This window comes from Amycolatopsis sp. NPDC104863 (assembly GCF_055582965.1).
On record NZ_JBVJOW010000001.1, the window covers coordinates 1,076,087 to 1,100,280 of the forward strand.

Consider the following 24,194-nt stretch of genomic DNA (forward strand, 5'->3'; position numbering starts at 1 on the left):
GCACAGCGGCGACGCGCGCAGACATCGATGTCATTATTCCTAATTCTTGTCTTCCTTGTCGTCTTGACGACTCCCGCGACCACCGTCGAAGCTTCGTGGCAACGTTGTCAGCCAACGGCGCCGACTCCCCGCGAGGTCCCCGCGTCCGTTCACGGCTGCCGCTTCGAGAACGGAGTTCGCATGGCTGAGGAGTACGGCGCCGGCCCGGACGTCGAGCCCGCGGAGGTGGCCGCCGTCTCGCGGCGGCACGTCCTCGCCGCCGGGACCGGGCTGCTGGCCGGGTTCGGCCTGGCCGCCGTCCTGCCCGGGGTCGCGTCGGCGGCGCCCGCGGTCGCCGAAACGGCCCCCAAGACCGACCTCGCGCTGTTCCGGCCGGTGCAGGTGTCCTCGACCGACTACGCCGCCACGCCGGCCGAGTTCGCCGTCGACGGCCTCGCGCGGCCCGGGGTCGGCGGCTCCGGCTGGCGCGCCGCGCCCGGGGACAACCAGTGGATCGTCGTCGACCTGCAGGCGCCGTGCCGGATCGAATCGGTCGTGCTGACCTTCGAAGCGAAGCCCGGCGACCCGGCCTTCGACGCCGGCGCGTCCCGCACCCACACCAGCGGCTTCGAGATCCAGTCGAGCTACGCGACCGTGTTCGACCTCGACGTCTCAGGTGACGGCAAGGCCTGGCGCACGGTCCACCACAGCGACTCCGGCGCCGGCGGGGTCGTGACGATCCCGCTCGCGGCCGTCACCGCGCGCTGGGTGCGGTTCTCCGCGTCGAGCCGGTCGACGACGAACCCGCTGGGCCTCAACGGGTTCCAGGTGTTCGGCACCGGCCCGCGCGACCGCCCGGCGGTGCACGGCTGGACGAGCTTCCCGGTGCGCCCGCACGACGACCCGCCCGCGCTCGCCGTCGCTCCCGACGGCACCGTGCCGCTCGAGTCCGGCTGGGTGCTCACGATGGACGACTGGGCGCCCACCGGCGACGGCAAGGCCCTTTCGGCGTCCACAGTGGACACCCGGGGCTGGCTGCCGGCGACCGTGCCCGGGACCGTGCTGGCTTCGCTCGTCGAGCAGGGTCAGCTGCCGGATCCGGTGTCCGGCATGAACAACCTGCACGTGCCGGAGGCGCTGTCCCGGCACGCCTGGTGGTACCGCCGCCGCTTCGGCCTGCCGCGCGGCCTCGACACCTCGCCGGGCCGGCACGTCTGGCTCGAGTTCGACGGGGTGAACCACGAAGCGCAGATCTGGCTCAACGGCGCGGAGATCGGCACCCAGAGCCACCCGTTCGGCCGCGGCGCCTACGACGTCACCGCAGCGCTGCGGCGCACCGGCGAGCAGGCCCTCGCCGTGAAGATCTCGCCGATGCCGCGGCCGGGCAGCCCCGGCGACAAGGGGTCCGCGGGGTACGCGTTCGTGGACGCCGGCAGCACGATGTTCGACAGCTCGCCGACCTACCTCGCGGTGTCCGGCTGGGACTGGATGCCCGCGGTCCGCGACCGCGCCTCGGGCATCTGGGACCACGTGCGGCTGCGCTCGACCGGGGCCGCCGTGCTCGGTGACGTGCGGGTCGACACGAAGGTGCCCGACGCCGGCACCGCCGAGGTGACACTCACCGTGCCGGTGCGCAACGCCGCCGCGACGGCCCAGCGCGTCAAGGTGAGCGCCGCGTTCGGCCCGGTGAACGTCTCGGCCACGGTCACCGTCCCGGCCGGGCAGAGCACCGACGTCGTGTTCCCGAAGCAGCAGGTGAAGAACCCGAAGCTGTGGTGGCCCAACGGGTACGGCGACCCGAACCTCTACGACCTGACGCTCACCGCGGCGATCGGCGCGGCGACGAGCGACCGGCGGACGGTCAAGATCGGCCTCCGGCAGATCGGCTACCAGTACGACCTGCCGATCGTCATCGCCGACGGCCGTGCGACGCAGACCGTCGACCTCGCACCGCAGACCGCCCGGTACGTCCGGATGCAGGGCCTGAAGCGCGCCACCGGCTGGGGTTTCTCGCTCTGGACGATGTCCGTGGTCGACAGCAAGAACCCCGCCGCCGACCTGGCGCAGGGCAAGACCGCGACGGCGCAGTCGGTGGCCGACGGCAACCCGCCCGAGCGGGCCTTCGACGGCGACCCGAACACGCGCTGGACATCGGCCTACGAAGACAACCAGTGGCTGCAGGTCGACCTCGGCGCCGCGACCGCGTTCGACCGGGTCGTGCTGACCTGGGAGACGGCCTACGCGGCGACCTTCAAGATCCAGGTGTCGCAGGACGGTGAGACCTGGACCGACGCCGCCTCGGTCGACAACAGCCCGAAGCCGCTGACCTTCCTCGTCAACGGCGTCAAGGTGTTCGCCCGCGGCGGCAGCTGGGGCTGGGACGAGCTGCTGCGCCGGATGACGCCGGAGCGGACCGACGCCGTCGTCGCGATGCACCGCGACATGAACTTCACCCTGATCCGCAACTGGGTCGGCTCGTCGTACCGCCAGGAGCTGTTCGACGCCTGCGACAGGTACGGCATCCTGCTGTGGAACGAGTTCTGGGACGGCTGGTCGACCGACCCGGCCAACCACGACATCTTCCTCGCGCAGGCGAAGGACACCGTGCTGCGCTACCGCCACCACGCCTGTGCGACGGTCTGGTTCGGCTGCAACGAGGGCACCCCGCCGCCGGTGATCGACAACGCGCTGCGCGAGATCGTCACCGGCCACACCGACCTGCTCTACCAGGGCAACTCTGCGGGCGGCGTGATCACCGGCGACGGGCCCTATCGCTGGCTGGACCCGAAGCAGTACTTCACCGGCGAGGCGACCGGCGGCAAGGCCGGGTTCTGGAGCGAGATCGGGCTGCCGACCGTCTCGGTCGTGGAGAGCATGCGCAACCTGGTCGGCAAGGACGACCCGGGCTGGCCGATCGGCGCGTCGTGGTTCCACCACGACTGGTCGGGCAACGGCAACCAGGCCCCGCAGACCTACCTCGCGGCGATCGACGCGCGGCTCGCGCCCTCGACGAGCCTGGCGGAGTTCTGCCGCAAGGCGCAGTTCGTCAACTACGAGAGCATGCGCGCGATCTTCGAGGCGTGGAACGCGAAGCTGTGGAACGACGCCACCGGCGTGCTGCTGTGGATGTCGCACCCGGCCTGGCACAGCACGGTCTGGCAGACCTACGACTACGACCTCGACGTCAACGGCAGCTACTACGGCGCGCGCAAGGGCTGCGAGGCCCACCACGTCCAGGCCGACCTCACGACGTGGCAGGTCCGGGTCGTCAACCACACGCCGGCGGCGCTGAGCGGGGTGACGGTCAACGCCCGGCTGTACGGTCTCGACGGCGCGAGCCTGGGCCCGGCGAAGGAGCAGAAGCTCGACGTGGCCCCGATTTCGGGCGCGGCGGCGTTCACGGTGCCGTTCGACGCCGGGCTGCCGCCGCTGCACCTGCTCCGGCTGACCCTGACCGACGCCCGCGGTGCCGTGCTGTCGGAGAACACCTACTGGCGCTACACCACGGACACGGCGATGCGGGCGCTCAACCAGCTGCCGGGCGCCCGGCTCACCACGTCGCTGCGGCCCGACGGCGACGCGTTCACCGCGACGGTCCGCAACGACGGCCGGACGGTCGCGGCGATGATCCGGCTGTCGCTGCGGGAACGCAACGGCGTCGACCGAGTGCTGCCGACCCGCTACGGCGACAACTACTTCTGGCTGCTGCCGGGGGAGAGCCGCACGGTCCGCGTCGAGCCCCGGCGGCGGGTGCCGGGCGCCAAGCTGCTGGTGGAGGCCTACAACGTGGCGGCGAAGCTGGCCGGCTGACCCACCTCGGGCACCCGAGTTCGTCGTCGTGGACGAACTCGGGTGCTGAATTCGTGGCCTCCGACGAACTAGGCTGGGGTCGGCCCGCCTAGCTTCGGGAGGTGCTCGTTTCCGTGAACCTGCGCCCGCACGCCAGCCTCGGCCGTGTCCTCGACGACCTGGGCGGCACCCTCCTGGACCTGGTGCTCGGGGACGGCGACCGGCCCGGCGGCATCGGCGGGGTCGCCATCCACGACCCGCTCGACGAGCCGGCGCTGCCGCAGCACGCGCTGGTACTGGGGGTCGGCCTCGGCGAGCCCGAGGAAGTGGTGCGGCAGCTGCGGGCCCTGGCCCGCCACGACGCGGCCGGGCTCGTGCTGCGGGCGCCGGTCACGGTGACCCCCGCCGTCACGGCCGCCGTCGAAGAGACCGGCGTCGCGCTGCTCGGGTTCGCGCGCGGCGCGTCGTGGGCGCAGCTCGCCGCCATGCTGCGGTCGCTGCTCGCCGAGGGCGACGTCGGTGACGCCGAGCCCGAGACCCTGGCCGGGCTGCCCTCGGGTGACCTCTTCGCGGTGGCCAACGCGATCGGGGCGTTGATCGACGCGCCGGTCACCATCGAGGACCGCCGTTCCCGCGTGCTGGCGTTCTCGGGACGGCAGGACGAAGCCGACCCTTCGCGCGTCGAGACGATCCTCGGGCGGCAGGTGCCGGAGCGGTTCGCCCGGATGCTGGCCGACCGCGGGGTGTTCCGGGAGCTCTACCGCACCGACCAGCCGGTGTTCGTCGACCGGCCGCCGGAGAGCCCCGACGGGTTCTCGCTCCCGCGGGTGGCCGTCGCGGTCCGGGCGGGGGACGAGATCCTCGGCTCGATCTGGGCCGCGGTGCGCGAACCCCTGACCCCGGACCGAACCCAGGCGCTCTGCGACGCGGCCCGCCTGGTGGCGCTGCACTTGCTGCGCGTCCGGGCGGGCGCCGACGTCGAACGGCGCCTGCGTGCGGACCTGCTGAGCACGGCGCTGGAAGGCGGGGCGGGCGCGCGCGAGGCGTTGAGCCGGCTGGGGCTGGCCGACCAGCCGGTCGTCGTGCTGGCGCTGGCGGTGCTCGACACGGCCGACCCCCGAGCGGCCGAGCTCGCCACCGAACGCCAGCGGCTCAGCGACGGCCTCGCCATGCACCTGAGCGCGGTGCACCCGCGGTCGGCCGCGGCGCTCGTCGGCGACACGGCGTACGGGCTGGTGCCGGTGACCCGCGACGCCGATGGCGAGCGGCGGGCCCTGCGGATCGCGAAGGACTTCCTGGACCGGGTCGGCGACCGCGTCCGGGCCGTCGTCGGCATCGGGCCGGTGGCGCGCAGCGCGGGGGAGCTGCCGGAAGCCCGCGACAGCGCCGATCGCGCGTTGCGGGTGCTGCGGTCCGGCAACGGCGCCGGCCGCCGCGTCGCCCTGCTGGCCGACGTCCACGTCGAAGCACTGCTGCTCGAGCTGCAGGACCTGGTGGCCGCGCGCGGCGACCGCCCGACCGGCCCGGTCGCCCGGCTCCTGGACTACGACGAGCAGCACCACGCGCACCTCGTCGAGACCCTGCGAGCCTGGCTCGACGCCTTCGGCGATGTCATCGCCGCTTCGGCCGCGGTCCACGTCCACCCGAACACGTTCCGGTACCGCCTCCGCCGCCTCGCGGAAGTCGGCGGCTTCGACATGACCGACCCGGAAGCCCGCTTCGCGGCCATGCTCCAGCTCCGAGTGGTGGCCCCACCCGCCCCCTGACCGTGCGCCAACAGCCGACACGCGTGATCAGAGGGTCAACACGCGTGATTAGAGGGTCGACACGGCTGGGGCCTCGATGTTCGCCGTGTCGACTCCTCAATCACGCGTGTCGACCCTTCAATCACGTGTGTCGGCTCCTTGATCACGCGTGTCGACTGCTTGATCACGCGTGTCGGCTCCTGGGTCACGTCTGGGTCGTCCGAAATGTCGGTGATTAACTACCGGTTGCCCGACTCCAGATGGTCAGTTACCTACTTTCGACCGGTGTGCGACCCCTTCGGGGCATGTGACTCTGCACGGACTTCACGTCAGGTGATCAAGCTTCCACGGAGGTGTACCGGGTGTCACGCAAACGGGTCATCGCGGGGGCGGCGACGGTGAGTGCGGCCGTCGTCGCGGTGTCGCTGGCCACGATCAGTTCGCCCGCCGAGGCGACCATCGCGCAGCCGTCGATGCACGCGCTGAGCTCGCTCGCGATGCCGTTCGGCAGCGTGCAGCGGCAGCAGCAGGAGATCGGCGGGGTGCCGGTGTTCGGCGGCCAGCTGGTCCAGCTGCGCGACAAGGCCGGCGCGGTGCTCGCAACGCACGGCCGCACCACGAAGAAGACCACCGGCGCCTTCCCGAAGAGTGACGCGGGGGCCGCCGACGCCGCCATCGCGGACGTCGCGAAGCGCACCGGCCTGCCCGCGAACACGTTGAAGGCCGACGCGCCCCGCGCGTACTGGTACGACGCCACCCTCGGCGGCGCGAAGGGCGACGGCGTCGCGGTGCCGACCTATCAGGTCACCGTGCACGGCAAGAAGTTCCAGGACAAGTGGACCGAGGTCGTCAAGGCCGGCACGGCCGACGTCCTGACGTCCTGGTCGGAGGTCCGCGAGGCCAACCGCGACGTCTGCGACGCCAACCGCAAGGTGGTCAGCGGCACGACCGACTCGGTCCGCTGCGGCGCCGCGTTCGACGTCACCCGCAAGGAAGGCGGCGCCGAGTCGAGCGTGCCGGACGTCAACAACGTCTACACCTTCTTCGGCCAGGCCTCGGACTTCTACCAGAAGTACGTCAACGTCGACCTGACCGGCCTCATCGGCGCCGACTACGGCGACGGCACCGGCAAGGCCCTGCGCGGCACCGTCCGGATCTGCGTCGACGGCGAATGCCCGTTCGCCAACGCCTTCTGGGACGGCGAGCAGATGGCCTTCGGCGAGGGTGTCACCACCGACGACATCACCGGCCACGAGCTCACCCACGGTGTCACCCAGCACACCTCCGGGCTGAGCGGCGGCCAGGCCGACTCGATCAACGAAGGCCTCTCGGACGTCTTCGGCAAGTTCATCGGCATCACCTCGAACGACCCCAACGACACCGGCGACAACCGCTGGCTGCTCGGCGCGGGCTCGTCGCTGGGCGCGATCCGCAACATGAAGGACCCGCGCTCGTCGCTGTCCCCGCAGCCGGACATGGTCAACGGCCCGGGCTGGCAGACGAACAACCCGGACGAGCACATCAACGACGGCGTCGTGAACAAGGCCGACTACCTGATCACCGACGGCGACACCTTCAACAACCAGACCGTGCGCGGCCTCGGCCTCGACAAGTCGGTCCAGATCTGGTGGGGCGTGGAGAACACGCTCACCCAGAGCGCGACCTTCAAGGACGTCGGCGAAGCCCTCAACTCCTCCTGCGCGGCGCTGGCCAAGGCGGGCACCGCGGGCATCACCGACGACGACTGCACGCAGGTCGCCAACGCGGTGAAGGCGACGCAGCTCGATCAGGACCCCAGCTGATCCGAGCCCGCGCGACGGCCACCCCGGGACGACTCCCCGGGGTGGCCGTCGGCGTTCAGCGGGGGAGCGACGCGACGCCGGCGAGCAGCCGGTCGACGTCGGCTTCCGTGGTGTACGGCGCGATCCCGGCCCGCACCGCGCCGGTGTCGCCGAGCCCGAGGTGCCGCGCGCACTCGATCGCATAGAAGCTTCCCGCCGGCGCGTTGACACCCTGGGCGCCGAGGTGCTCGTAGACCGCCTGTGGCGTGACGCCGTCGACGGAGAACAGCGCCGTCGGCGTGCGGTGCCGGTCCGGTGCGCCGTGCCGGGTGACGCCGGGCAGCCCGGCGAGGCCGGTGTCGAGCCGGCTGAGCAGCGCGTTCTCGTGTTCCTCCAGCGCCGCCAGGGAGCGGAGGAGACGCGCTCGCCGCGTGCCCTCGCCGGGGACGAGCCCGGCGAGGAAGTCGACGGCCGCGGTGGTGCCGGCCAGCAGCTCGTACGGGAGCGTCCCGAGCTCGAAGCGTTCCGGGACGGCGTCGGTCGAGGGCAGCAGCTTGTCCGGGTGCAGGGTCTCCAGCAGCGCGGGTGACGCGGCGACCAGCCCGAGGTGCGGGCCGAGGAACTTGTACGGCGAGCAGGCGTTGAAGTCGGCGCCGAGGGCCGTGACGTCGACCGCCGCGTGCGGGGTCAGGTGCACCCCGTCGAGGTAGAGCAGCGCGCCCGCGTCGTGCACCGCCGCCGCGATCGCCGGGACGTCCGGGCGGGTGCCCAGCAGGTTGGACGCCGCCGTCAGCGCGACGAGCCGGGTCCGCGCGGACAGCAGTCCGGTGACCGCGGCCGGGTCGAGCAGGCCGGTCGCGGGGTCGAAGTCCGCCCAGCGCACGGTCGCGCCGGCGGCCGCCGCGGCCTGCACCCACGGCCGGATGTTCGCGTCGTGGTCGAGCCGGGTGACGACGACCTCGTCCCCGGGACCCCAGTCCTTGGCCAGCGCGCGGGAGAAGTCGTAGGTCAGCTGCGTCATGCTCCGGCCGAAGACGACCCCGGCCGGGTCGGCGGCGAGCAGGTCGGCGACGGCCTGGCGGGCTTCGGTGACCACTGTGGCCGCCCGGCGCTCGGCGGCGGTGACCACGCCGCGGTTGGCGATCGCCGCGCACAGCGTGCCGGCCACCGCCTCCCCGACGACGTCGGGAACCTGCGAGCCGCCCGGCCCGTCGAAGTGGGCGGCTCCCTCGGCGAGGGCGGGGAAGTGCTTGCGGACCGTCTGCACGTCGTAGCTCATGGCTCCAGCGTGCCAGGTGAGCGTCACCGCCCGCGGTTGCGCGCGTGGTCGCGGGCCTGCCGTTCGTTGCCGTGCTTGTAGTTGCCGGTCGCGCGGGCCATCAGCAGCTGCGCGTCGTCCCCGCGGTCGAGTGCGGCGAGGAAACGCGCGGCGGCGCCACCGCGGAGCGTCCCGGCGGGACGGCCGTGGTGGGTGATCGTCACGGTGCCGCGTGCGTCGACGCGGTGGCCGAAGCCGTCCGGGGTCCCCATCCGCCCAGGGTGGCACGGGCGGCAACCGGTTTTCCCCGGGTCGGTCCGGGGGTTTCCCGGATGGCGCCGGCGCGGGGAGCCGACAGAATGCGTGAGACGACCGGAGGGGGACGAGGGGTGCGGGCGAAGCTCGGGAACAAGTACGTGCTGCTGGGCGCGCAGGTGCTCGTGCTGGTCGTGCTGCTGGTGTCCTACAACGACGGCCGCCTGCGGTTTCCTGCCTACCGTGTCGACCTGGACGTCTACCGGCTCGGCTCGGCGGCGCTGCTGCACGGCCAGGCGCTGTACGGCACGCTGCCGCCGACCGGGGACGGCCAGCTTCTGCTCTTCACCTACCCGCCGTTCGCGGCGATCGTGCTGGCCCCGCTGACGCTGCTGCCGTACTGGGCCGCCTGTCTCGCGCTCACGCTGCTGTCCCTCGGTCTGCTGGCCGCGGTGCTGACGACGGTGCTGCGCGCGCTCGGCGCCCGCTGCGACTGGCGCCGCGTAGGGGCGCTCCTGCTGGTGGCCGAGGTGCTGGAACCGGTGCTGCGCACGGTGTACGCGGGCCAGATCGACGTCCTGCTGCTGGCGCTGGTCGTGCTCGACGTGCTCGTCGACCACCCGAAGTGGCCGCGCGGCCTGCTCATCGGCCTCGCCGCCGCGATCAAGCTCACGCCGGCCGTGTTCCTGCTGTACTTCCTGCTCCGCCGCGACACCCGGGCCGCCGTGACGACCGTGGTGACGTTCCTGGCCGCGACGGCGCTGGGTTTCCTGCTCGCCGGCGCGGACTCGGTGCGGTACTGGACCGGCGCCCTGTGGGACACCGGGCGGGTCGGGGAGCCGACGTACGCCGGCAACCAGTCGCTGCTGGGGCTGCTGGCCCGGGCCGGGGTGCCGGCGGACGCGCGCACGGCGTGGTGGCTGCCGCTGGTGGCCGTGGTGCTGGTGCTGACCGCACTGGGCGTGCGGCGCGCGCTGGCCGCGGGGGAGACGACTGTCGCGCTCGGGGTGAACGCCGTCGGCGGGCTGCTGGTCTCCCCGATCTCCTGGACGCACCACTGGGTCTGGGCCGTGGTCGTCGTGCTCGGCTGGGCGGTGCTGGCGCGACGCACCCGGCGGCGTGGCTTCACGATCCTGGCCGGAGCGGGCGCGGTGCTGTTCGTCGCCGGCCCGCAGTGGTGGTGGCCGCGCGGCGGCGAGGTCGAGAACCGGTGGAACGTTCTCCAGCAGTTGACCGGGAACGGCTATGTCCTCTTCGGACTGGCGGTGCTCGTGGCCGCCGCCGTGGTGCGCTTCCCCCGGCCCGGCGACGACGTCGTCAGCGGTGGCGTCCTGGCCCGAGCCGGAGCCAGCCCAGCCCGAGGATGAGCATCGCCGTGCCGAGGCCGAAGCTCAGGCAGATCGCGGCGGTGTTCATCGGCAGCAGGTCCTCGACCGCGCCCGGCAGCGGCAGGAGCCCGGCGAGCCCGAGCACGGCGTACAACCCGCCGGCCCCGACGAGGAACCGGGCGGACAGCGCGGACGAACGGGTGCAGAAGACCGCGGCGGCGCCGGTGAGCAAATGGAGCAGTGTCCATACCCCCGAAACGGCGAAGACGCCGAACAACCGGCTCGGCTGCTCGCCGATGGTGACCCCCGGAATCAGTTCCAGCGCACCGAGCACGAGGAAGAGCAGGCCGATGAGCATGCCGATGCCCTGGATCGGAGCCGGGCCCGGTTTCGGCACCCGGGCGACGGGTTCGGTGCGTGCCATGGCATCCGGGTTCCCCGCCGGGCGCCTTTTAAAGCACCGGCGCGGGATTGTGTCCGGGCCGGGTGGGTAACCCGGGCCCGACCGGTCCGCCGACGAGGAGCTGACGATGACCCAGTACCGCCACACCGCGACCGCCGACGTCCCCGCGGACGAGCTGTTCGCGTTCCTGAGCCACCCCGAGAACCTCCCGCGGTACTTCCCGGAGATGAAGCTCGCCCAGCCGACGGGCGGGGACAGTGTGCACGTGGAGGCGGAGGTGCACGGGCACCGCGTCGCGAGCGAGGCGTGGCTGCACACCGACGCGGCGAACCGCTCGCTTTCGTGGGGCGCCGAAGGCCCGGACGACTACCACGGCGAACTGCGGATCGCCGACGCCGGACCGGCGTCGTCGGAGATCACGGTGACCCTGCACAGCGTGCGCGAGGCGGACGACGACGAGGTCCGGCAGGGCCTCGAGCGCACCATCGCGGCGATGACCCACGCGGTGACCGCCGACGCCGACGTCGCGGCGGCCGAGGGCCAGGGCGGCTGGAGCTCCTACGACAAGAGCGACTCGTCCAGCTGAGGCGGGAACGGGCCGTAGGCGTTGCCGCGCGCGCCGCGGGCGCGCACCGCCGGGATCGCGAACAGGAACTTGAGCAGCGCGGGTGGCGCGGTGCCCCGGCCGCGGGCCCGGGCCGCCGCGGCCCGCCGCTCGACGCGCACCTGGTCGGCCTGCACCCGTTCGATCGCGCGGATCCGGTCGGCCTGGACCGCGGCGAGGTCTCCGTCGGTGAGATCGCCCCGCCGCAGCGACGGAACCAGGCGGTTCGCCGCGGCGACGGCGTCCTGCACCGCCATGAGGATCCCGTTGCCGCCGACCGGGGAGATGACGTGCGCGGCGTCGCCGAGCAGCAGCAGCCCCGGGCGGTGCCAGCGCTCGACGCGGGAGATGTCCACCGAGAGCAGCGTGGTCTGCGCGAAGTCGGTGAGCAAGTGTGCCCGGTCGGCCAGCCACGGGACGCGCTCGCGCAGGAACGCGCGGATCGGCTCGACCCCGCCTTCGCGCAGCGCCGGGTAGGAGCCCTTCTCGATGCTGTAGCCCACCTGCCAGTCGCGGACGCCGCCGAGGACACCGACGTAGGCGTCCCGCCCGAAGTAGAGGTCGAGGTCGGCGTCGGGCGGGTCGCCGGGGGAGCGCGGCAGCCGGAACCACAGCAGGTCGGTGGTCGCGCCGAGCGGTTCGGCGGGGAGCCCGGCCAGGCGGCGCACGGTTGAGAACCGGCCGTCGGCGCCGACGACGAGCGACGTCTTCAGCTCGCCGCCGCGGTACCGGACGCCGGTGACGGTCCCGTCGTCGTCTTCGAGCAGCCCGGTGACCTTCGCGTTCGTCCGGAGCGTGAACGTCGGGAGGGCGCCGGCGCGTTCGGCGAGGAAGTCGAGGAACCGCACCTGGGGCATCAGCGCGACGTAGCCGAACGGCGTGTCGAGCCGGTCGTAGTCGGCGCAGCGGTAGACGCCGGCCGGGGTGTGGAAGCGGAACGAACGCGCCTTGAAGTGGTCGAGCCGCAGCAGGTCCTCGGCCAGGCCGAGCCGGTCGAGCAGCTCCAGGGTGTACGGGTGGAGGGAGTCGCCGCGGAAGTCGCGGTCGAAGTCCGACCGCGACTCCAGCACGGTGACCTCGATCCCGGCGCGGGCGAGCAGATAACCGAGCAGCAGGCCCCCGGGCCCGCCACCGGCGACCGCGACGCTCACGCCGTGTCCACTGTGGACAGCCGGAACACCGCCATGCTCGGCAGGTGCTCGCGAATCAGGTCCTCGGAAGCGTCCTGCGGGACCGGGAAGGCCTTGACCGCCCACGGCACCGACATCGCGGCCAAGTACGTCGCGACCACGCCGGCGGCCTCCGGGCCGTCGACGGTTTCGGCGCGGCAGTCCTGGCGTTCCCCGGCCGAAAGGAGTGCGCACTCGGGCGCGTCGAGGAGGTTCGCCACCCAGTCGCGGTCGCGGACCGGCGAGACGAGGTAGTGCCCGCCGTCCCGTGCGACGACGGCCAGCGGCACGCGCCGCGGTTCACCGGTGCTGCGGCCGCGGGTCTCGACCACCCGCAGCGCGTACCCGCCTTCGGGTGGCGGCTCCGCCGGGGCGCCGATCAGCCGGGCGGTCATCTGCGCGTTCATCGCTCGGACATCCACCGGGCCCACGGTAGCAAAACTAGCTAGATTGTCTAGCTACCGTAGAATGGGCCGGTGGAAGACAGCGTCGCGCTCCGGGTGAACCTCGCCCTGCGGGACCTGCTGGCGCTCGCCCACGACGTCCAGCTGGCCCTGGCCCGGCGCCTGGACCTCGGCGCGACCGACGTGCAGGCCCTGCAGCACCTCGCGGCGGGCACACCGATGGGCACGGTCGACCTGGCACACGCGCTCAAGATCCGCTCCGCGTCGGCGACGGTCCTGGTCGACCGCCTGGAGGCGGCCGGCCACGTCCGCCGCGACCGTCACCCGAGCGACGGCCGGCGCGTCACGCTGGTCATCGCCGACACCGCGCGCGCCGAGGTGCGGGCGGCGCTGGCGCCCCTGGTCGCCGCGATGACCCGGCTGACGGCGGAGCTGGCGCCGGGGCAGGCCGAGGTGGTGGCGAAGTTCTTGGGAGACACCACGGAAGTGCTGCGCGCGTACGCTGCGGAGCCGCCGGAAGCGGGTTAGCGTTCGGCCCATGGGAGACAAGCCCGCGCTCTGGCTGTTCGCCGACCAGCTCGGGCCGCACTTCCACGGCACGCCCGAGCTCCGCGACCGCGACGTGCTGCTGATCCGCTCGGCCGCGGCCTTCGCCGGAAAGCCGTTCCACCGCCAGAAGCTGCACCTCGTCCAAGCCGCCCTGTACCGGCTCGCAGCCGACCTCGGCGACCGCGCCACGCTCCTCGACGCGCCGGACTACCGCACCGGGCTGCGGCGGTTCGGGCGGCCGGTGGTGGTGCACGAACCGACGTCGCACGCGGCCGACGCGTTCGTCCGGCGGCTGCGTGACGAAGGCGTCGTGACGGAGATCCTGCCGACCCCGGGGTTCGTGCTGTCCAAAGCGGACTTCGCCGAGTGGGCCGACGGGCGCACCCGGTTCGTCATGGAGGACTTCTACCGCGACCAGCGCCGGAAGTTCGGCGTCCTGCTCGAGCCCGGCGGCGACCCGGCCGGCGGCCGGTGGAACCTCGACCACGACAACCGGGAACCGCCGCCGAAGACGACCCGGCTCGGCGTCCCCGCGCCGTGGCACCCGCGCGAGAACCCGATCGACGACCGCGTCCGCGCCGAGCTCGACCGCGCCGAGCGCGCGGGGGAGATCCACCCCGTCGGCGTCGACGGGCCGCGCCGGTTCGCCGTCGGCCACGACGAGGCGGAGCGGGCGCTGCGGCGGTTCCTCGAGCACCGGCTGCCGGACTTCGGCCCGCACCAGGACGCGATGCTCACGCACGACTGGGCGATGGCGCACGCGCTGCTTTCGGTGCCGCTCAACCTCGGCCTGCTCGACCCGCGGGACGTGATCGAGAAGGCCGAAGCGCGTTACCGAGCCGGGGAAGCGCCGCTGAGCAGTGTCGAAGGGTTCGTCCGGCAGGTGCTGGGCTGGCGTGAATGGGTGTGGCACCTGTACTGGCACCAGGGGCCGGACTACCTGCGCCGCAACGCTTTGCGGGCGCACCGGGAGCTGCCGCGGTGGTGGCGCGAGCTGGACGCCGACGCGGTCGAGGCAGCCTGCCTGCGCACCGCGCTCGCGGGGGTGCGCGACCGCGGGTACGCCCACCACATCGAACGCCTGATGGTGCTGGGCAACCACGCGCTGCAGCGCGGGTACGACCCGGGCCGCGCTCACCCGGTGGTTCGCGACGGCGTTCGTCGACGGTTTCGCCTGGGTGATGCCGGCGAACGTGATCGGCATGAGCCAGTACGCCGACGGCGGGCTCGTCGCGACCAAGCCGTACGCGGCGGGCGGGGCCTACATCAACCGGATGAGTGACCACTGTCCCGGTTGTGCCTTCGACCCGAAGAAGCGGACGGGGCCGGACGCGTGCCCGTTCACGGCGGGGTACTGGGCGTTCCTCGACCGCAACGCCGAACGTCTCCGCGGGAACCACCGGATGCGGCAGCCGTTGCGGGGCCTGGAAAAGCTCGCGGACCGTGACGAGGTCGTCGCCCGGGAGGCGGACCGGGACCACTTCTGAGTCCACCCCATCAGGTGGCTAGCCGGGGCGAGCGCGGTCTCTTACGGTGGTTGTCTCCCTTTCCCCGGCGAAGGCGATCCCCTGATGCCCGAAGCAGATCCGCGCGGCGCCGCCCGCGCGGGGGTGCTGTCCAAGCGTGCCCTGGTGACCGCGTCCCACGCGGTGGAGCGGGCGGCGCTCGCGGAGGGCGCGGGAGCCGACACCGTCGTGTTCGCGCTGTTCCAGCGGCTGCCGTACTTCGACCGCGAGCGCGAGGTCTACGCCCGGATCGCGCGGCGGGCCGCGGTGACGGTCGTCGGCATGGTCGACTCCGGCCGGCCCGACCTGCCGCACGGCGTCACGCCGGTGCTGCTGCGCGCCGACGAGCCGATGGCGCGGGAGTGGTCGGTCGCGGTGCTGTCGCCGACGTTCGGCGCTTCGGTCGTCGCGCAGGACCTGGACGAGGTCGACCCGCGGGCGTCCTCGGTGGAGCGGGCGCGGCTGTTCCGCGGGCGCTGGGGCCTGCGCCGCGACGAGGCGTACGCCGAGGTCGTCCGGCTCCGCGACGCGATGGGCGACCGGCTGCCGCCGTCGGTGCGCCGCCGGGTCGACGACGTCCTGGCGTCGGTCGACACCCCGGCTGCGCTCGACATCGAGAGCCGGGCCGAGGCGGCGTTGCGGCACGTGGCGGCGAAGCTGGACTCGGCCCGCGCGGCGGAGCCGTCGCCCACCGGCCCGCCGGTCGACCCGGACACCGGCCTCGACACCCTGGCGGGCATCACGTCCTGGCTCGGCGACGCGACCGACACGGTCCCGCTGGGCCTGGTCCTGGTGGTGGTCGACGACCCGGCCGCGGTCGAGCGCCGCCACGGCGTCCGGGTCCGGATGCACACGGAGCAGAACATCGCCGACCTCCTCCGCGACGGCCTCCGCCCCCTCGACCGCGCGGTGCGGCTCGGGCCGGGCGAGTTCCTGGTGGTCCAGCCGGCGGTCCCGGCGGGGGAGCTGGCCGAGCGCAGCCGCCGGCTCGAGAACCGCCTGGCGGCGTTGCACACGACGTACCCGTTCGTGGATCTCCATCCCCGCACGACGACGATGCTCACCCGGCGGCGGCCCCTGCCGTTGGCCGGTTTGCGGGCGCAGGTGCGCGACGTCCCCGCGGTGACGCTGTGGCCGCCGAGCCAGGGGTCGTTGCCGATTCCGCCGAAGTCACGCGGCCCGGTCATGCGGTCGGGTGCGGGGAGTTGGTTCCGGTAAGGGTTGTGTATAACGGCCTATACTGCGGGCGTTGAGTCAGTTCGCTACGTCCCGACGCGAAAGCAACACCACGGCAGCGACTGCCGCTCAACCTCCAAAGCGGCGAGGCGCCACATGCGGCTGATTTTGAGTCAAGTCACCCTGCCCCGGCGCACAAACGACACCACGGCAGCGATCGCGAACAGTCCACAAGCGACTCCCGCCGCCACCTGCACCCCGTCCGCGCAAGCCGCCCGCGCCGCCGCGAGCAGCTCCTCTGCCGCCGCCAACCCTCGTGCCGCCGTCTCCGCCTGCGCCGGACCCGCCGCCGCGAGCTGGGCAGCCGGCGAAGGCACTCCAGGCGGCACCACCAGCCGCGCCGCGTACACCGCCGCCGCCAGGGAACCGAACACCGTTGTCCCGAGTCCCGCTCCCAGCTCGTAGCCCGTCTTCTCGACCGCCGCCGCGCCACCCGCGCTGTCCGCCGGGGCCGCCGACAGGAGTGTGTCCGTGCTCGACGTCAGCGCGAGCGCCATGCCGAACCCCGAACCCACCAGCGCGCCGCCCAGCCACCACGGCGAACCGGACGCGCCGGCGGCCGGGATCAGCAACGCCACCGCCGCCACCGCGAACCCCGCCGTCCGGACCCGGACGTTGCCGAACCGCGCGAGCAGGCCCGGAGCCACCACGCTCCCGGCCGCCGACGCCCCGAGCACCAGCAGCAGCCGCGCCGCCGCGGCCGTCGGGGAGAGGCCGAGCACCACCTGCAGGTACTGGGCGAGCAGCAACCCCAGCCCGACCAGCGTGCTCATCACCAGCAGCACCCCGCCGACCGCGCCCGGCACGCCCGGCCGCCGGAACAGCCCGAGGTCCAGCAACGGCTCCGGCGAACGGCGCTGCCGCCGGACGAACAGGCCGAGCAGAACGCACCCGGCCGCGCCCGCCGCGAAGCCGCCCCCCGACGGCCCGATGGCGGACGCGACCCCCAGCACCCCGCCCGCGGCGAGCGCGGCGCTGAGCGCGTCCCACCGGCCCGGCCCCGGCGGTGTCCGCGGCAGCCACCGCAGCGCCGCCACCACCGCGGCCAGGATCACCGGCGGGTTGACCAGGAACGTCGCCCGCCAGCCCCACGCCTCGACGAGGACCCCGCCGAGCACCGGCCCGAACACCGAGCCGGCGCCGGCGATCCCGCTGCACACCGCGATCGCGGTGCGCCGCTGCCGCCGCTCGGGGAACAGCTCCCGCAGCAGCGACATCGTCACCGGCATGATCATCGCGCCGCCGCAGCCGAGCGCCGCCCGCGCGGCGAGCAGTGCCGGGACGCCGGGGGCGAGCGCGCAGCCGAGGGACGCCAGCCCGAACACGACGTAGCCGGTGACCAGCACCCGCCGCCGCCCGAAGCGGTCGCCGAGGGTGGCGAACGGCAGCAGCAGCGGCGCCGCCGTCAGCGGGTAGATCGCCACGATCCACACCTGGGCGGCGGCGCCGGGCCGCAGCTGCCGGACGACGTCGGGCAGCGCGACGTGCAGCACGGTCGCGTCGACCGCGACCAGCAGCAGCCCCGCGCCGAGCACGGCCAGCAGCGGCCAGGCCCGGACCAGGGTCACGGCCACAGCAGGCCCGCCAGGTGCCGCGCGACGACGTCGACGTGCGGCGGGTCGACCACCGAGAGGTGGTGCGCGGCGACGGGCACGATCTCCAGCCGCGGGCACAGGTCCGCCCAGCCGGCGGCGAGGTCCGTGCGGGAGTACCGCGGCTCCATCGCCAGCCCGGCGGCGTACGGCTCGGTGGCCCGGTAGAGGACGACCCGGCCGTCGTAGCGCCGGGGCGTCCCGCGTTCGGCGGCCAGAGTGTCCAAAAAGGACTGACGCTGGTGCCGCAGCACCCCGGGACTGAGCAGCCCGGCTTCGGCGACGCGGCGCATGGTCAGCTCGATCTGCTCCTCTTCGGGCAGCGGCGCGAGCTCGTCGTGGCCGAGGGCGACGGGCCGGCCGTAGGTGCCTTCGACGTAGCCGGTGAACCGCAGGAACCGCCGGGCCGATGACGCCCGCGGGTCGAGGTCCGGTTCCGGCAGCGGCAGCATGGTGTCGACGAGCGCCACGAGTTCGACCTCGTTGCCTTCGTCCGCGAGCCGCGCGGCGACGCCGTAGGCGAGCGCACCGCCGAACGACCAGCCGGCCAGGCGATACGGCCCGTGGGGCTGCCGCGCCCGCACCAGCGGGAGCAGGCGGTCGACGCGCTCTTCGATGCTCGTGCCGGGCACCCGTTCGAAGCCGACGCACGGCACACCCCCGGGCAGCCGCTCCAGCAGCGGCCGGTAGACGGTGCAGGTGCTGCCGCCGGGGTGGAACAGCAGCAGCGGCGGGGTCCCGGCGTCACCCGGTGAGAGCAGGTGCACGGGCCCGCGTTCTTCCCGCGTGTCCAGGACGGCGCGCGCGACGTCGGCGATGGCCGCGAGGGAGTCGTGCCGCAGCAGCTCGGCCGGGTCGACGGGGGTGTCGAGCTCGGTGGTGAGCCCGTCCGCGAGCAGCCGGGCGAGTGGCTCCGGCCGGGCGGCGCCGGACAGCCGGACGTGCGTGCCGCTCGCGTCGGCGCCGGTGTGGTCCCGCCACAGCCGCAGGACCAGCCGGTCGGCGGCATCCCACGCGCGGCCGCGGGCAGGGCGCGGAATCTCGTCTTCCCGCGGCGCGAGATCGCGGTTGAGGTCGGCGAGGGTGGCGCCGCGCAGGACGGCGGCGGCGTCGGGTTCGGCGCCGAGCTCCCGCCGGACGGCCTCGCGGATCCGGTTCGCCATCAAGGAGTCCAGCCCGAGCTCGACGAGCGGGACGTCGGCGTCGAGCCGGTCGGGGGACAGGCCCATGATCGCGGCGACGATCTCGGTGAGCCGGTCACCACCGGCGGCCCGAGGCGCCGCACTCGCCGGACTCCGGCGAGCGGGGGCAGGCTCGGGATCGGTGTACCAGAACCGTTCGTGCCGCCAGGGCATCGGCGGGACGTCGGTGAGCCGCGCTCCGTCGTCGGGGTCCGCGAGACTCAGCCCGATCCCCGCGCAGTACACCGCCGCGGCGGCCGCGCCGAACGCGCGGACCTCGTCCTGGCCGCGGCGCACCGTCCCCGTCACCACCGCGTCCGCCACTCCGGCGGCCGCCAGCGTCCGGGCCACCGAACCCCGCAGGATCGGGTGCGGGGACACCTCGACGAACACGCGGTGCCCGTCCGCGGCCGCCGCCGTCACGGCCTGCCGGAACCGCACCGGCCGCCGCAGGTGCGCCGCCCAGTACCGCGCGTCGAAGTCCGGCAGCTCCCGCGGGTCGGTCAGGACCGTGTCGTACCAGGGCACCAGCGGCCGCCGCCCGCCCAGCTCGGCCAAGGCGTGCCGCAGGTCGCCGAGCACCGGCTCGACGCCGGCCGAGTGCCCGGCCACCGCCACCGGGAGCCGCCGCGCGGTCCGGCCGGCGGCTTCCAGCTCCGTGACGAGCCGGTCCAGCACGTCGGCATCCGCGGCCACGGTCAGCTGCCCCGGCGCGGAGTCGACGGCCAGCTCGACCCCCGGGTACGCGGCGAGCTCGCCGGTCGTCAGCTCGACGGCGGCCATCGCGCCGCCCGGCCGGACCGTGCCCAGCAGCCGAGCGCGGGTCGCGACCAGGTGGACGGCCTCGTCGGCGGTCAGCACCCCGCTCACGACGGCCGCGGCCGCCGACCCGAGCGAATGCCCGAGGACCGCGGCGGGCCGGACGCCGAGCGCCTCCCACCGGGCGGCCAGCGCGACCTGCGTCCCGAAGATCGCCAGCTGGGTTTCGGCCAGCGAAAACGGGCCTGCGGAGCGCAGCAGCGCGCGCAGCGACCGCCCGGTGTGCTCGGTGAACGGGTCGCCGAGCTTGTCGACCTGCGCGGCGAACGCCGGTTCGGCGGCCAGCAGGCCGCGGCCCATTCCCGGCCACTGCGAACCGTGCCCGGAGAACACAAAAACCGGGCCCTCGCCGGGATTTGCGCTCCCGGTCACTGCGCCCGCGGGCAGCGGGTCGGCGCCTGCGCCGACGGCCCGCAGCAGCGTCGCCAGCTCGGCTCGGTCCCCGGCGACAACGGCGGCACGGTGCCGGCCGCCGTTGTCACGCCGGAAGAGCGTGTGCGTGACGTCGGCGAGGGAGCCGGCCGCGGGGGAGTCCAGCCAGTCCGCGAGCTGCGTCGCCCGCTCGGCGAGCCGGTCGCGGGTGCGGGCGGACAGCAGCCCGATCCGGACGCCGGCCGCTTCCGCGGGAGCCGCCGGGAGCGCGGCCTGCTCGACGACGACGTGCGCGTTGGTTCCGCCGAACCCGAAGGCGGACACGCCGGCGGTGGCCCGCCCGCTGTGCCGCGGCCACGGCGTCGGCTCGGTGACCACGCGCAGCCGCAGCTCCTCGAACGGGATGTGCGGGTTCGGCGTGGTGAAGTGCAGCTGCGGCGGCAGCTCGTCGTGGGTCATCGCCAGGACGACCTTGATCAGCCCGGCGATCCCGGCCGCGGCTTCGGCGTGCGCGATGTTCGTCTTCACCGATCCGATCAGCAGGGGCGCGTCCGCGTCGCGGCCCGCGCCCAGCACCGCGCCGAGCGCGCCGGCTTCGATCGGGTCGCCGAGCAGGGTGCCGGTGCCGTGCGCCTCGACGTAGTCCACAGTGGACGGATCGAGCCCGGCGCCGCGGTAGGCGTCCCGCAGCATCGCTTGCTGGGCCGCGGGATTGGGCGCGGCGAGGCCGTTCGAGCGGCCGTCGGAGTTGACCGCCGAGGACCGGATCACCGCGAGCACGCGGTCACCGTCGACTTCGGCGTCCGCGAGCCGCTTGAGCACCACGACCCCGCAGCCTTCGGCCCGCGCGATGCCGTCGGCGCCGGCCGAGAAGGTCTTGCACCGGCCGTCGTCCGCCAGCAGCCCGGCGGCGGCGAACGCGGCGGTCGGCCCGGGCAGCAGCATGAGGTTCACCCCGGCGGCGAGCGCCAGGTCCGCCTCGCCGTCGCGCAACGCCCGCACCGCGTGGTGCACCGCGACCAGCGAAGACGAGCACGCGGTGTCGACGGCCATGCTCGGCCCGCGCAGGTCGTAGAAGTACGACAGCCGGTTCGACGCGATGCTGCCCGCCGCGCCGGTCGCCGTGGCGAGGTCGGGCTCGGCACCGGCCATGGTCAGGTGGCCGTAGTCGTGCGTGGCGATTCCCGTGTAGACACCGGTGCGGCTGCCGCGCAGCGACGCCGGCGCGATCCCGGCGTGCTCCAGCGCCGCCCAGGTCACTTCGAGGAGCATGCGCTGCTGGGGATCCATCGTCGCGGCTTCGCGCGGGGTGACGCCGAAGTGCTCGGCGTCGAACCCGGCGACGTCGTCGAGGAACCCGCCGACGACCGGCGCCGCGTCACTGTGCCAGCGACCCGGCGGCGCGGTCCGGACGGCGTCTCGTCCGCTGCGAAGCAGTTCCCAGAACTCCTCGAGCCCGTCCGCGCCGGGCCAGCGGCAGCCGAGGCCGACCACGGCGACCGGGTCGGTCCGGCGGCGGTCCGTGGCCCGGGTTTCCGGCTCGGGCTCGTCGTCCGGGGCGAGGCTGCGGGCGAGGTGCTCGACGGTCGGGTTCTCCCACAGCAGGGTCGCGGGAAGCCGGGCGCCCAGCAGCTCTTCGAGGTCCGCGGTGATCCCGACGGCCTGACGGGAGGACAGGCCGTAGTCGGCGAGCGGGCGGTCCGGCTCGACGTCGGCGCCGAGGTGCTCGGCGAACAGGTCGAGCAGCCGCCGGCGCAGGGTGGGGTCGTTTCTCATCGCGCCAGGGCCTTTCCGTAGTCACCGGCGAGGTAGCGGTCGCGGCAGGCGGCGCGCGCGATCTTGCCGCTGGAGGTCCGCGGCACCCGGCCGGCCGGGACGAGCAGGACGTCACGCAGCGCGAGACCGTGAGCGTCGGCGACGAGCCGCCGGATCGTGGTGACGAGGTCGCGTTCCGCCTGCTCGCTCAGCTCTTCGTGGGCGCGGTGCTCGGCGACCACGACGACGGACTCGGTGTCGGCGCCGCCGACCGCGAACGCGGCGGTGCTGCCGGGGCGGATCGCGCCGTGGGCGGCCGCGGCGGTCGCCTCGACGTCCTGCGGGTAGTGGTTGCGGCCGTCGACGATGATGAGGTCCTTGATGCGGCCCGCGATGTAGAGCTCCCCGTCGTGGCGGAGGCCGAGGTCGCCCGTGCGCAGCCACGGCCCCTCGGGCAGCCCGCCGGCGGGCCGGGCACCGAAGGTTTCGGTGCTCTCCAGGGGTTTCCGCCAGTAGCCTTCGCCGACGTTCGGGCCGTGCACCCAGATCTCGCCGACCGACCCGTCGGGGACCGCGACGGCGGTGTGCGGGTCGACCAGGGCGACGTCCTGACCGGCCGGAACCCCGCAGGCGACCAGCCGGACGCCGTCGCCGGCCGGGCGCACGGTGCCCGTGGAGAGGGCGTCCCGGTCGAACGTCGTGACGCGCGGGGCCGCGGCGGGGCCGGTGGTGACGAAGACGGTCGCCTCGGCCAGGCCGTAGGCGGGCCGCGTCATCTCCGGCCGGTACCCGGCGGCGGCGAATGCGGTGTGGAAGCGGTCGAGGACGTCCGGGTTGATCGGCTCGGCGCCGTTGACGATCGCGGCGACCCGCCCGAGCCGCAGCCGGGCGCGGTCGGCCTCCCGCACCCGGGTCGCGCAGTAGTGGAAGGCGAAGTTCGGCGCGGCGCTCCAGACGCCGGCGTGGTCGCCGAGCAGCTCCAGCCAGCGGACGGGCCGCTCGATGAACGCGAGCGGGTCCATCAGCACCGACCGCAGGCCCAGCGCCAGCGGGGTGACCAGGCCGAGGACGAGGCCCATGTCGTGGAACAGCGGCAGCCACGACACCGTGGTGGCCGCGCCCGGGTCGAGCCCGAGCCCGCGCACGACCTGGCCGACGTTGCTGAGCACGTTCGTGTGGGTGAGCACCACGCCGGCCGGGCTGCGCGTCGAACCCGAGGTGTACTGCAGGTACGCGACGTCGCCCGGGGCCGCTGCCGGCGCCGGCCAGGATTGGGCGGGACCCGGCCGATCGGCCGCGACGACCGGGACGTCGACGAACTCCTCGACCGCGGCCTGGACGGCTGTCGTCGTGACGACCGCGGCGGGGGTGCAGTCGGCGAGCACCGCGGCGAGCCGTCCCGCGTGGCCGGGCAGGCCCGGGTCGAACAGCGGCACCGCGATCGCGCCCGCGGTGATCGCGGCGAGGAAGCCGACGACGTAGTCCGGGCCCTGCGGGCAGAGGACCGCGACCCGGTCGCCGGGACGCACCGGGAGCGCGGCCGCTGCGGTGTCGACGCGGTCGGCCAGCTGCCGCCAGGTGAGGGTGCGCCGCCGCCCGTCGCGTTCGGTGCTGAAGTCGGCGAAGGTGAGCGCGGCCTCGTCGGGCCTCGCGGCCGCCCAGTGCCGCAGGCAGGCGGTCAGGGTGTCGCCGCCGGTGTGCTCCAGGGACATCGGGTTCTCCTCTTGCTTCAACGGGGTCAGCGACCCAGCCGCGGCAGCGCGTGCTGCCACGCGGCGACGGCCAGGGCGTCGAGGTCGACATCGGTCGCTCCGGCGTCGCGGAGCAGGACGAGCACGGTGCCGGCGGCGATGGCGACGGTGCGCAGGCGCAGTCCCGGCAGCCCGGCCTGCCGGCCGGGAAGGGTCAGGACCTGCTGGTAGGAAAGGGTTTCCGCGCCGGGGACGGCGGGCGCGGTGCGCAGGGTGAGGGTCGAGACCGTGGGGAGGTCCTGGTCGTCGACGGTGACTTGGGCGCACCGGCGGACCTGCGCGGTCCAGCCGGCGAGGTCGGGCGGTTCGGGGGTGCGGGCGACGAGTTCGGACACCTGACCGCCGGGCACCGCGGCCTGGAAGCCCTGCCCGGTCGTGGTTCCAGGGCCGAGCAGCCGTCCGTGGGTCACGTTCGCGCATCCGTCTTGAGGCTCCGGCGCCGATCGCGCGGTGGCGGCGAGGTCGAAGACATCGCGCGGGCCGCTCCCGGGGACCGACTCGGCGGGCAGCAGCGCGGCCGGCGGGACGGCCGGTTTTCCGGCGGCCCCGGAAATGGTGGTCGCGGCGGCCGCGGCGATCAGGAGAGCGGCGGCGCGGGCCGGGGGAAAGCGAATTCGGGCAGGCATGAAAAGCCCTTTCGGGGGAGTGTTCTCGAGGGTTCGCGGTCCCCGCGCTGGGACCTTCGCCGGGGGACGGGGTCAAGGGGGTCCGAGCCCGGC

The 24,194-nt window shown here is 74.1% G+C and carries 18 protein-coding genes; 9 read left to right on the forward strand and 9 right to left on the reverse strand.

The genetic code is table 11. From position 1 onward, the window contains the following. Nucleotides 1-180: 180 nt before the first annotated feature. The 3 genes from ACZ63J_RS04745 (at nt 181) to ACZ63J_RS04755 (ending at nt 7,315) form a co-directional block, all read left to right on the forward strand. The gene (locus ACZ63J_RS04745) at nt 181-3,789 is read left to right on the forward strand and encodes a discoidin domain-containing protein (RefSeq protein WP_465399723.1); all 3,609 of its coding nucleotides are present in this window, start codon (nt 181-183) and stop codon (nt 3,787-3,789) included. A 101-nt stretch (nt 3,790-3,890) separates the two neighbouring features. Next, the gene (locus tag ACZ63J_RS04750) at nt 3,891-5,534 is read left to right on the forward strand and encodes a PucR family transcriptional regulator (protein ID WP_465304366.1); all 1,644 of its coding nucleotides are present in this window, start codon (nt 3,891-3,893) and stop codon (nt 5,532-5,534) included. Nucleotides 5,535-5,875: 341 nt separating this feature from the next. Further along, a complete protein-coding gene (locus ACZ63J_RS04755; protein WP_465399722.1) occupies nt 5,876-7,315 on the forward strand; it encodes a M4 family metallopeptidase in 1,440 nt (479 codons plus the stop codon). A gap of 55 nt (nt 7,316-7,370) precedes the next feature. On the opposite strand, the gene ACZ63J_RS04760 is transcribed toward ACZ63J_RS04755, so the two are convergent. Both ACZ63J_RS04760 and ACZ63J_RS04765 read right to left on the reverse strand, forming a co-directional pair. Then, the gene (locus ACZ63J_RS04760) at nt 7,371-8,573 is read right to left on the reverse strand and encodes a cysteine desulfurase-like protein (protein WP_465399721.1); all 1,203 of its coding nucleotides are present in this window, start codon (nt 8,571-8,573) and stop codon (nt 7,371-7,373) included. 23 nt (nt 8,574-8,596) lie between these two features. After that, nucleotides 8,597-8,824, reverse strand: a complete 228-nt coding sequence (locus ACZ63J_RS04765) for a hypothetical protein (protein WP_465342148.1) — start codon at nt 8,822-8,824, stop codon at nt 8,597-8,599. Between the two features lie 87 nt (nt 8,825-8,911). Here ACZ63J_RS04765 and ACZ63J_RS04770 point away from each other — a divergent pair, with 87 nt between their 5' ends. Then, on the forward strand, nt 8,912-10,174 hold the full coding sequence (locus ACZ63J_RS04770; RefSeq protein WP_465399720.1) for a glycosyltransferase 87 family protein: 1,263 nt from the start codon (nt 8,912-8,914) through the stop codon (nt 10,172-10,174). Here ACZ63J_RS04770 and ACZ63J_RS04775 read toward each other — a convergent pair. Then, nucleotides 10,125-10,559 (reverse strand): DUF4383 domain-containing protein, encoded by a 435-nt coding sequence (locus tag ACZ63J_RS04775; protein WP_465342146.1) that lies wholly within the window; start codon nt 10,557-10,559, stop codon nt 10,125-10,127. The genes ACZ63J_RS04770 and ACZ63J_RS04775 overlap by 50 nt on opposite strands. 106 nt (nt 10,560-10,665) lie before the next feature. Here ACZ63J_RS04775 and ACZ63J_RS04780 point away from each other — a divergent pair, with 106 nt between their 5' ends. Then, entirely contained in the window at nt 10,666-11,124 is a 459-nt protein-coding gene (locus tag ACZ63J_RS04780; protein ID WP_465399719.1) for an SRPBCC family protein, read from the forward strand. Here the strand turns inward: ACZ63J_RS04780 and ACZ63J_RS04785 are convergent. Next, on the reverse strand, nt 11,097-12,293 hold the full coding sequence (locus ACZ63J_RS04785) for an FAD-dependent oxidoreductase (protein WP_465399718.1): 1,197 nt from the start codon (nt 12,291-12,293) through the stop codon (nt 11,097-11,099). The two genes, ACZ63J_RS04780 and ACZ63J_RS04785, sit on opposite strands and share 28 nt — an antisense overlap. Next, nucleotides 12,290-12,733 (reverse strand): nitroreductase/quinone reductase family protein, encoded by a 444-nt coding sequence (locus tag ACZ63J_RS04790; RefSeq protein WP_465399717.1) that lies wholly within the window; start codon nt 12,731-12,733, stop codon nt 12,290-12,292. The genes ACZ63J_RS04785 and ACZ63J_RS04790 overlap by 4 nt, the downstream gene beginning before the upstream one ends. A 54-nt stretch (nt 12,734-12,787) precedes the next feature. On the opposite strand from ACZ63J_RS04790, the gene ACZ63J_RS04795 reads away from it, so the two are divergent. The 4 genes from ACZ63J_RS04795 (at nt 12,788) to ACZ63J_RS04810 (ending at nt 15,987) form a co-directional block, all read left to right on the forward strand. Continuing rightward, a complete protein-coding gene (locus tag ACZ63J_RS04795; protein WP_465399716.1) occupies nt 12,788-13,243 on the forward strand; it encodes a MarR family winged helix-turn-helix transcriptional regulator in 456 nt (151 codons plus the stop codon). Nucleotides 13,244-13,253: 10 nt separating this feature from the next. Then, nucleotides 13,254-14,546, forward strand: a complete 1,293-nt coding sequence (locus ACZ63J_RS04800) for a cryptochrome/photolyase family protein (protein WP_465399715.1) — start codon at nt 13,254-13,256, stop codon at nt 14,544-14,546. Further along, nucleotides 14,467-14,751 (forward strand): hypothetical protein, encoded by a 285-nt coding sequence (locus ACZ63J_RS04805; RefSeq protein ID WP_465399714.1) that lies wholly within the window; start codon nt 14,467-14,469, stop codon nt 14,749-14,751. The genes ACZ63J_RS04800 and ACZ63J_RS04805 overlap by 80 nt, the downstream gene beginning before the upstream one ends. An 84-nt stretch (nt 14,752-14,835) precedes the next feature. Further along, complete coding sequence (locus tag ACZ63J_RS04810; RefSeq protein WP_465399713.1) at nt 14,836-15,987, forward strand: DICT sensory domain-containing protein; 1,152 nt, start codon at nt 14,836-14,838, stop codon at nt 15,985-15,987. 131 nt (nt 15,988-16,118) lie between these two features. Here the strand turns inward: ACZ63J_RS04810 and ACZ63J_RS04815 are convergent, their stop codons facing one another. Genes ACZ63J_RS04815 through ACZ63J_RS04830 form a run of 4 tightly spaced genes read right to left on the reverse strand, consistent with a single transcriptional unit; the run spans nt 16,119 to nt 24,101 of the window. Further along, complete coding sequence (locus ACZ63J_RS04815) at nt 16,119-17,573, reverse strand: MFS transporter (protein ID WP_465399712.1); 1,455 nt, start codon at nt 17,571-17,573, stop codon at nt 16,119-16,121. After that, nucleotides 17,570-21,745 carry a beta-ketoacyl synthase N-terminal-like domain-containing protein gene (locus tag ACZ63J_RS04820; RefSeq protein WP_465399711.1) on the reverse strand — a complete coding sequence of 1,392 codons (4,176 nt, stop codon included), beginning with the start codon at nt 21,743-21,745 and terminating at the stop codon, nt 17,570-17,572. The genes ACZ63J_RS04815 and ACZ63J_RS04820 overlap by 4 nt, the downstream gene beginning before the upstream one ends. After that, a complete protein-coding gene (locus ACZ63J_RS04825; protein ID WP_465399710.1) occupies nt 21,742-23,436 on the reverse strand; it encodes a fatty acyl-AMP ligase in 1,695 nt (564 codons plus the stop codon). The genes ACZ63J_RS04820 and ACZ63J_RS04825 overlap by 4 nt, the downstream gene beginning before the upstream one ends. 26 nt (nt 23,437-23,462) lie before the next feature. Next, nucleotides 23,463-24,101: a hypothetical protein gene (locus ACZ63J_RS04830; protein WP_465399709.1), complete on the reverse strand. Its 639-nt coding sequence runs from the start codon at nt 24,099-24,101 to the stop codon at nt 23,463-23,465. Nucleotides 24,102-24,194 lie beyond the last annotated feature (93 nt).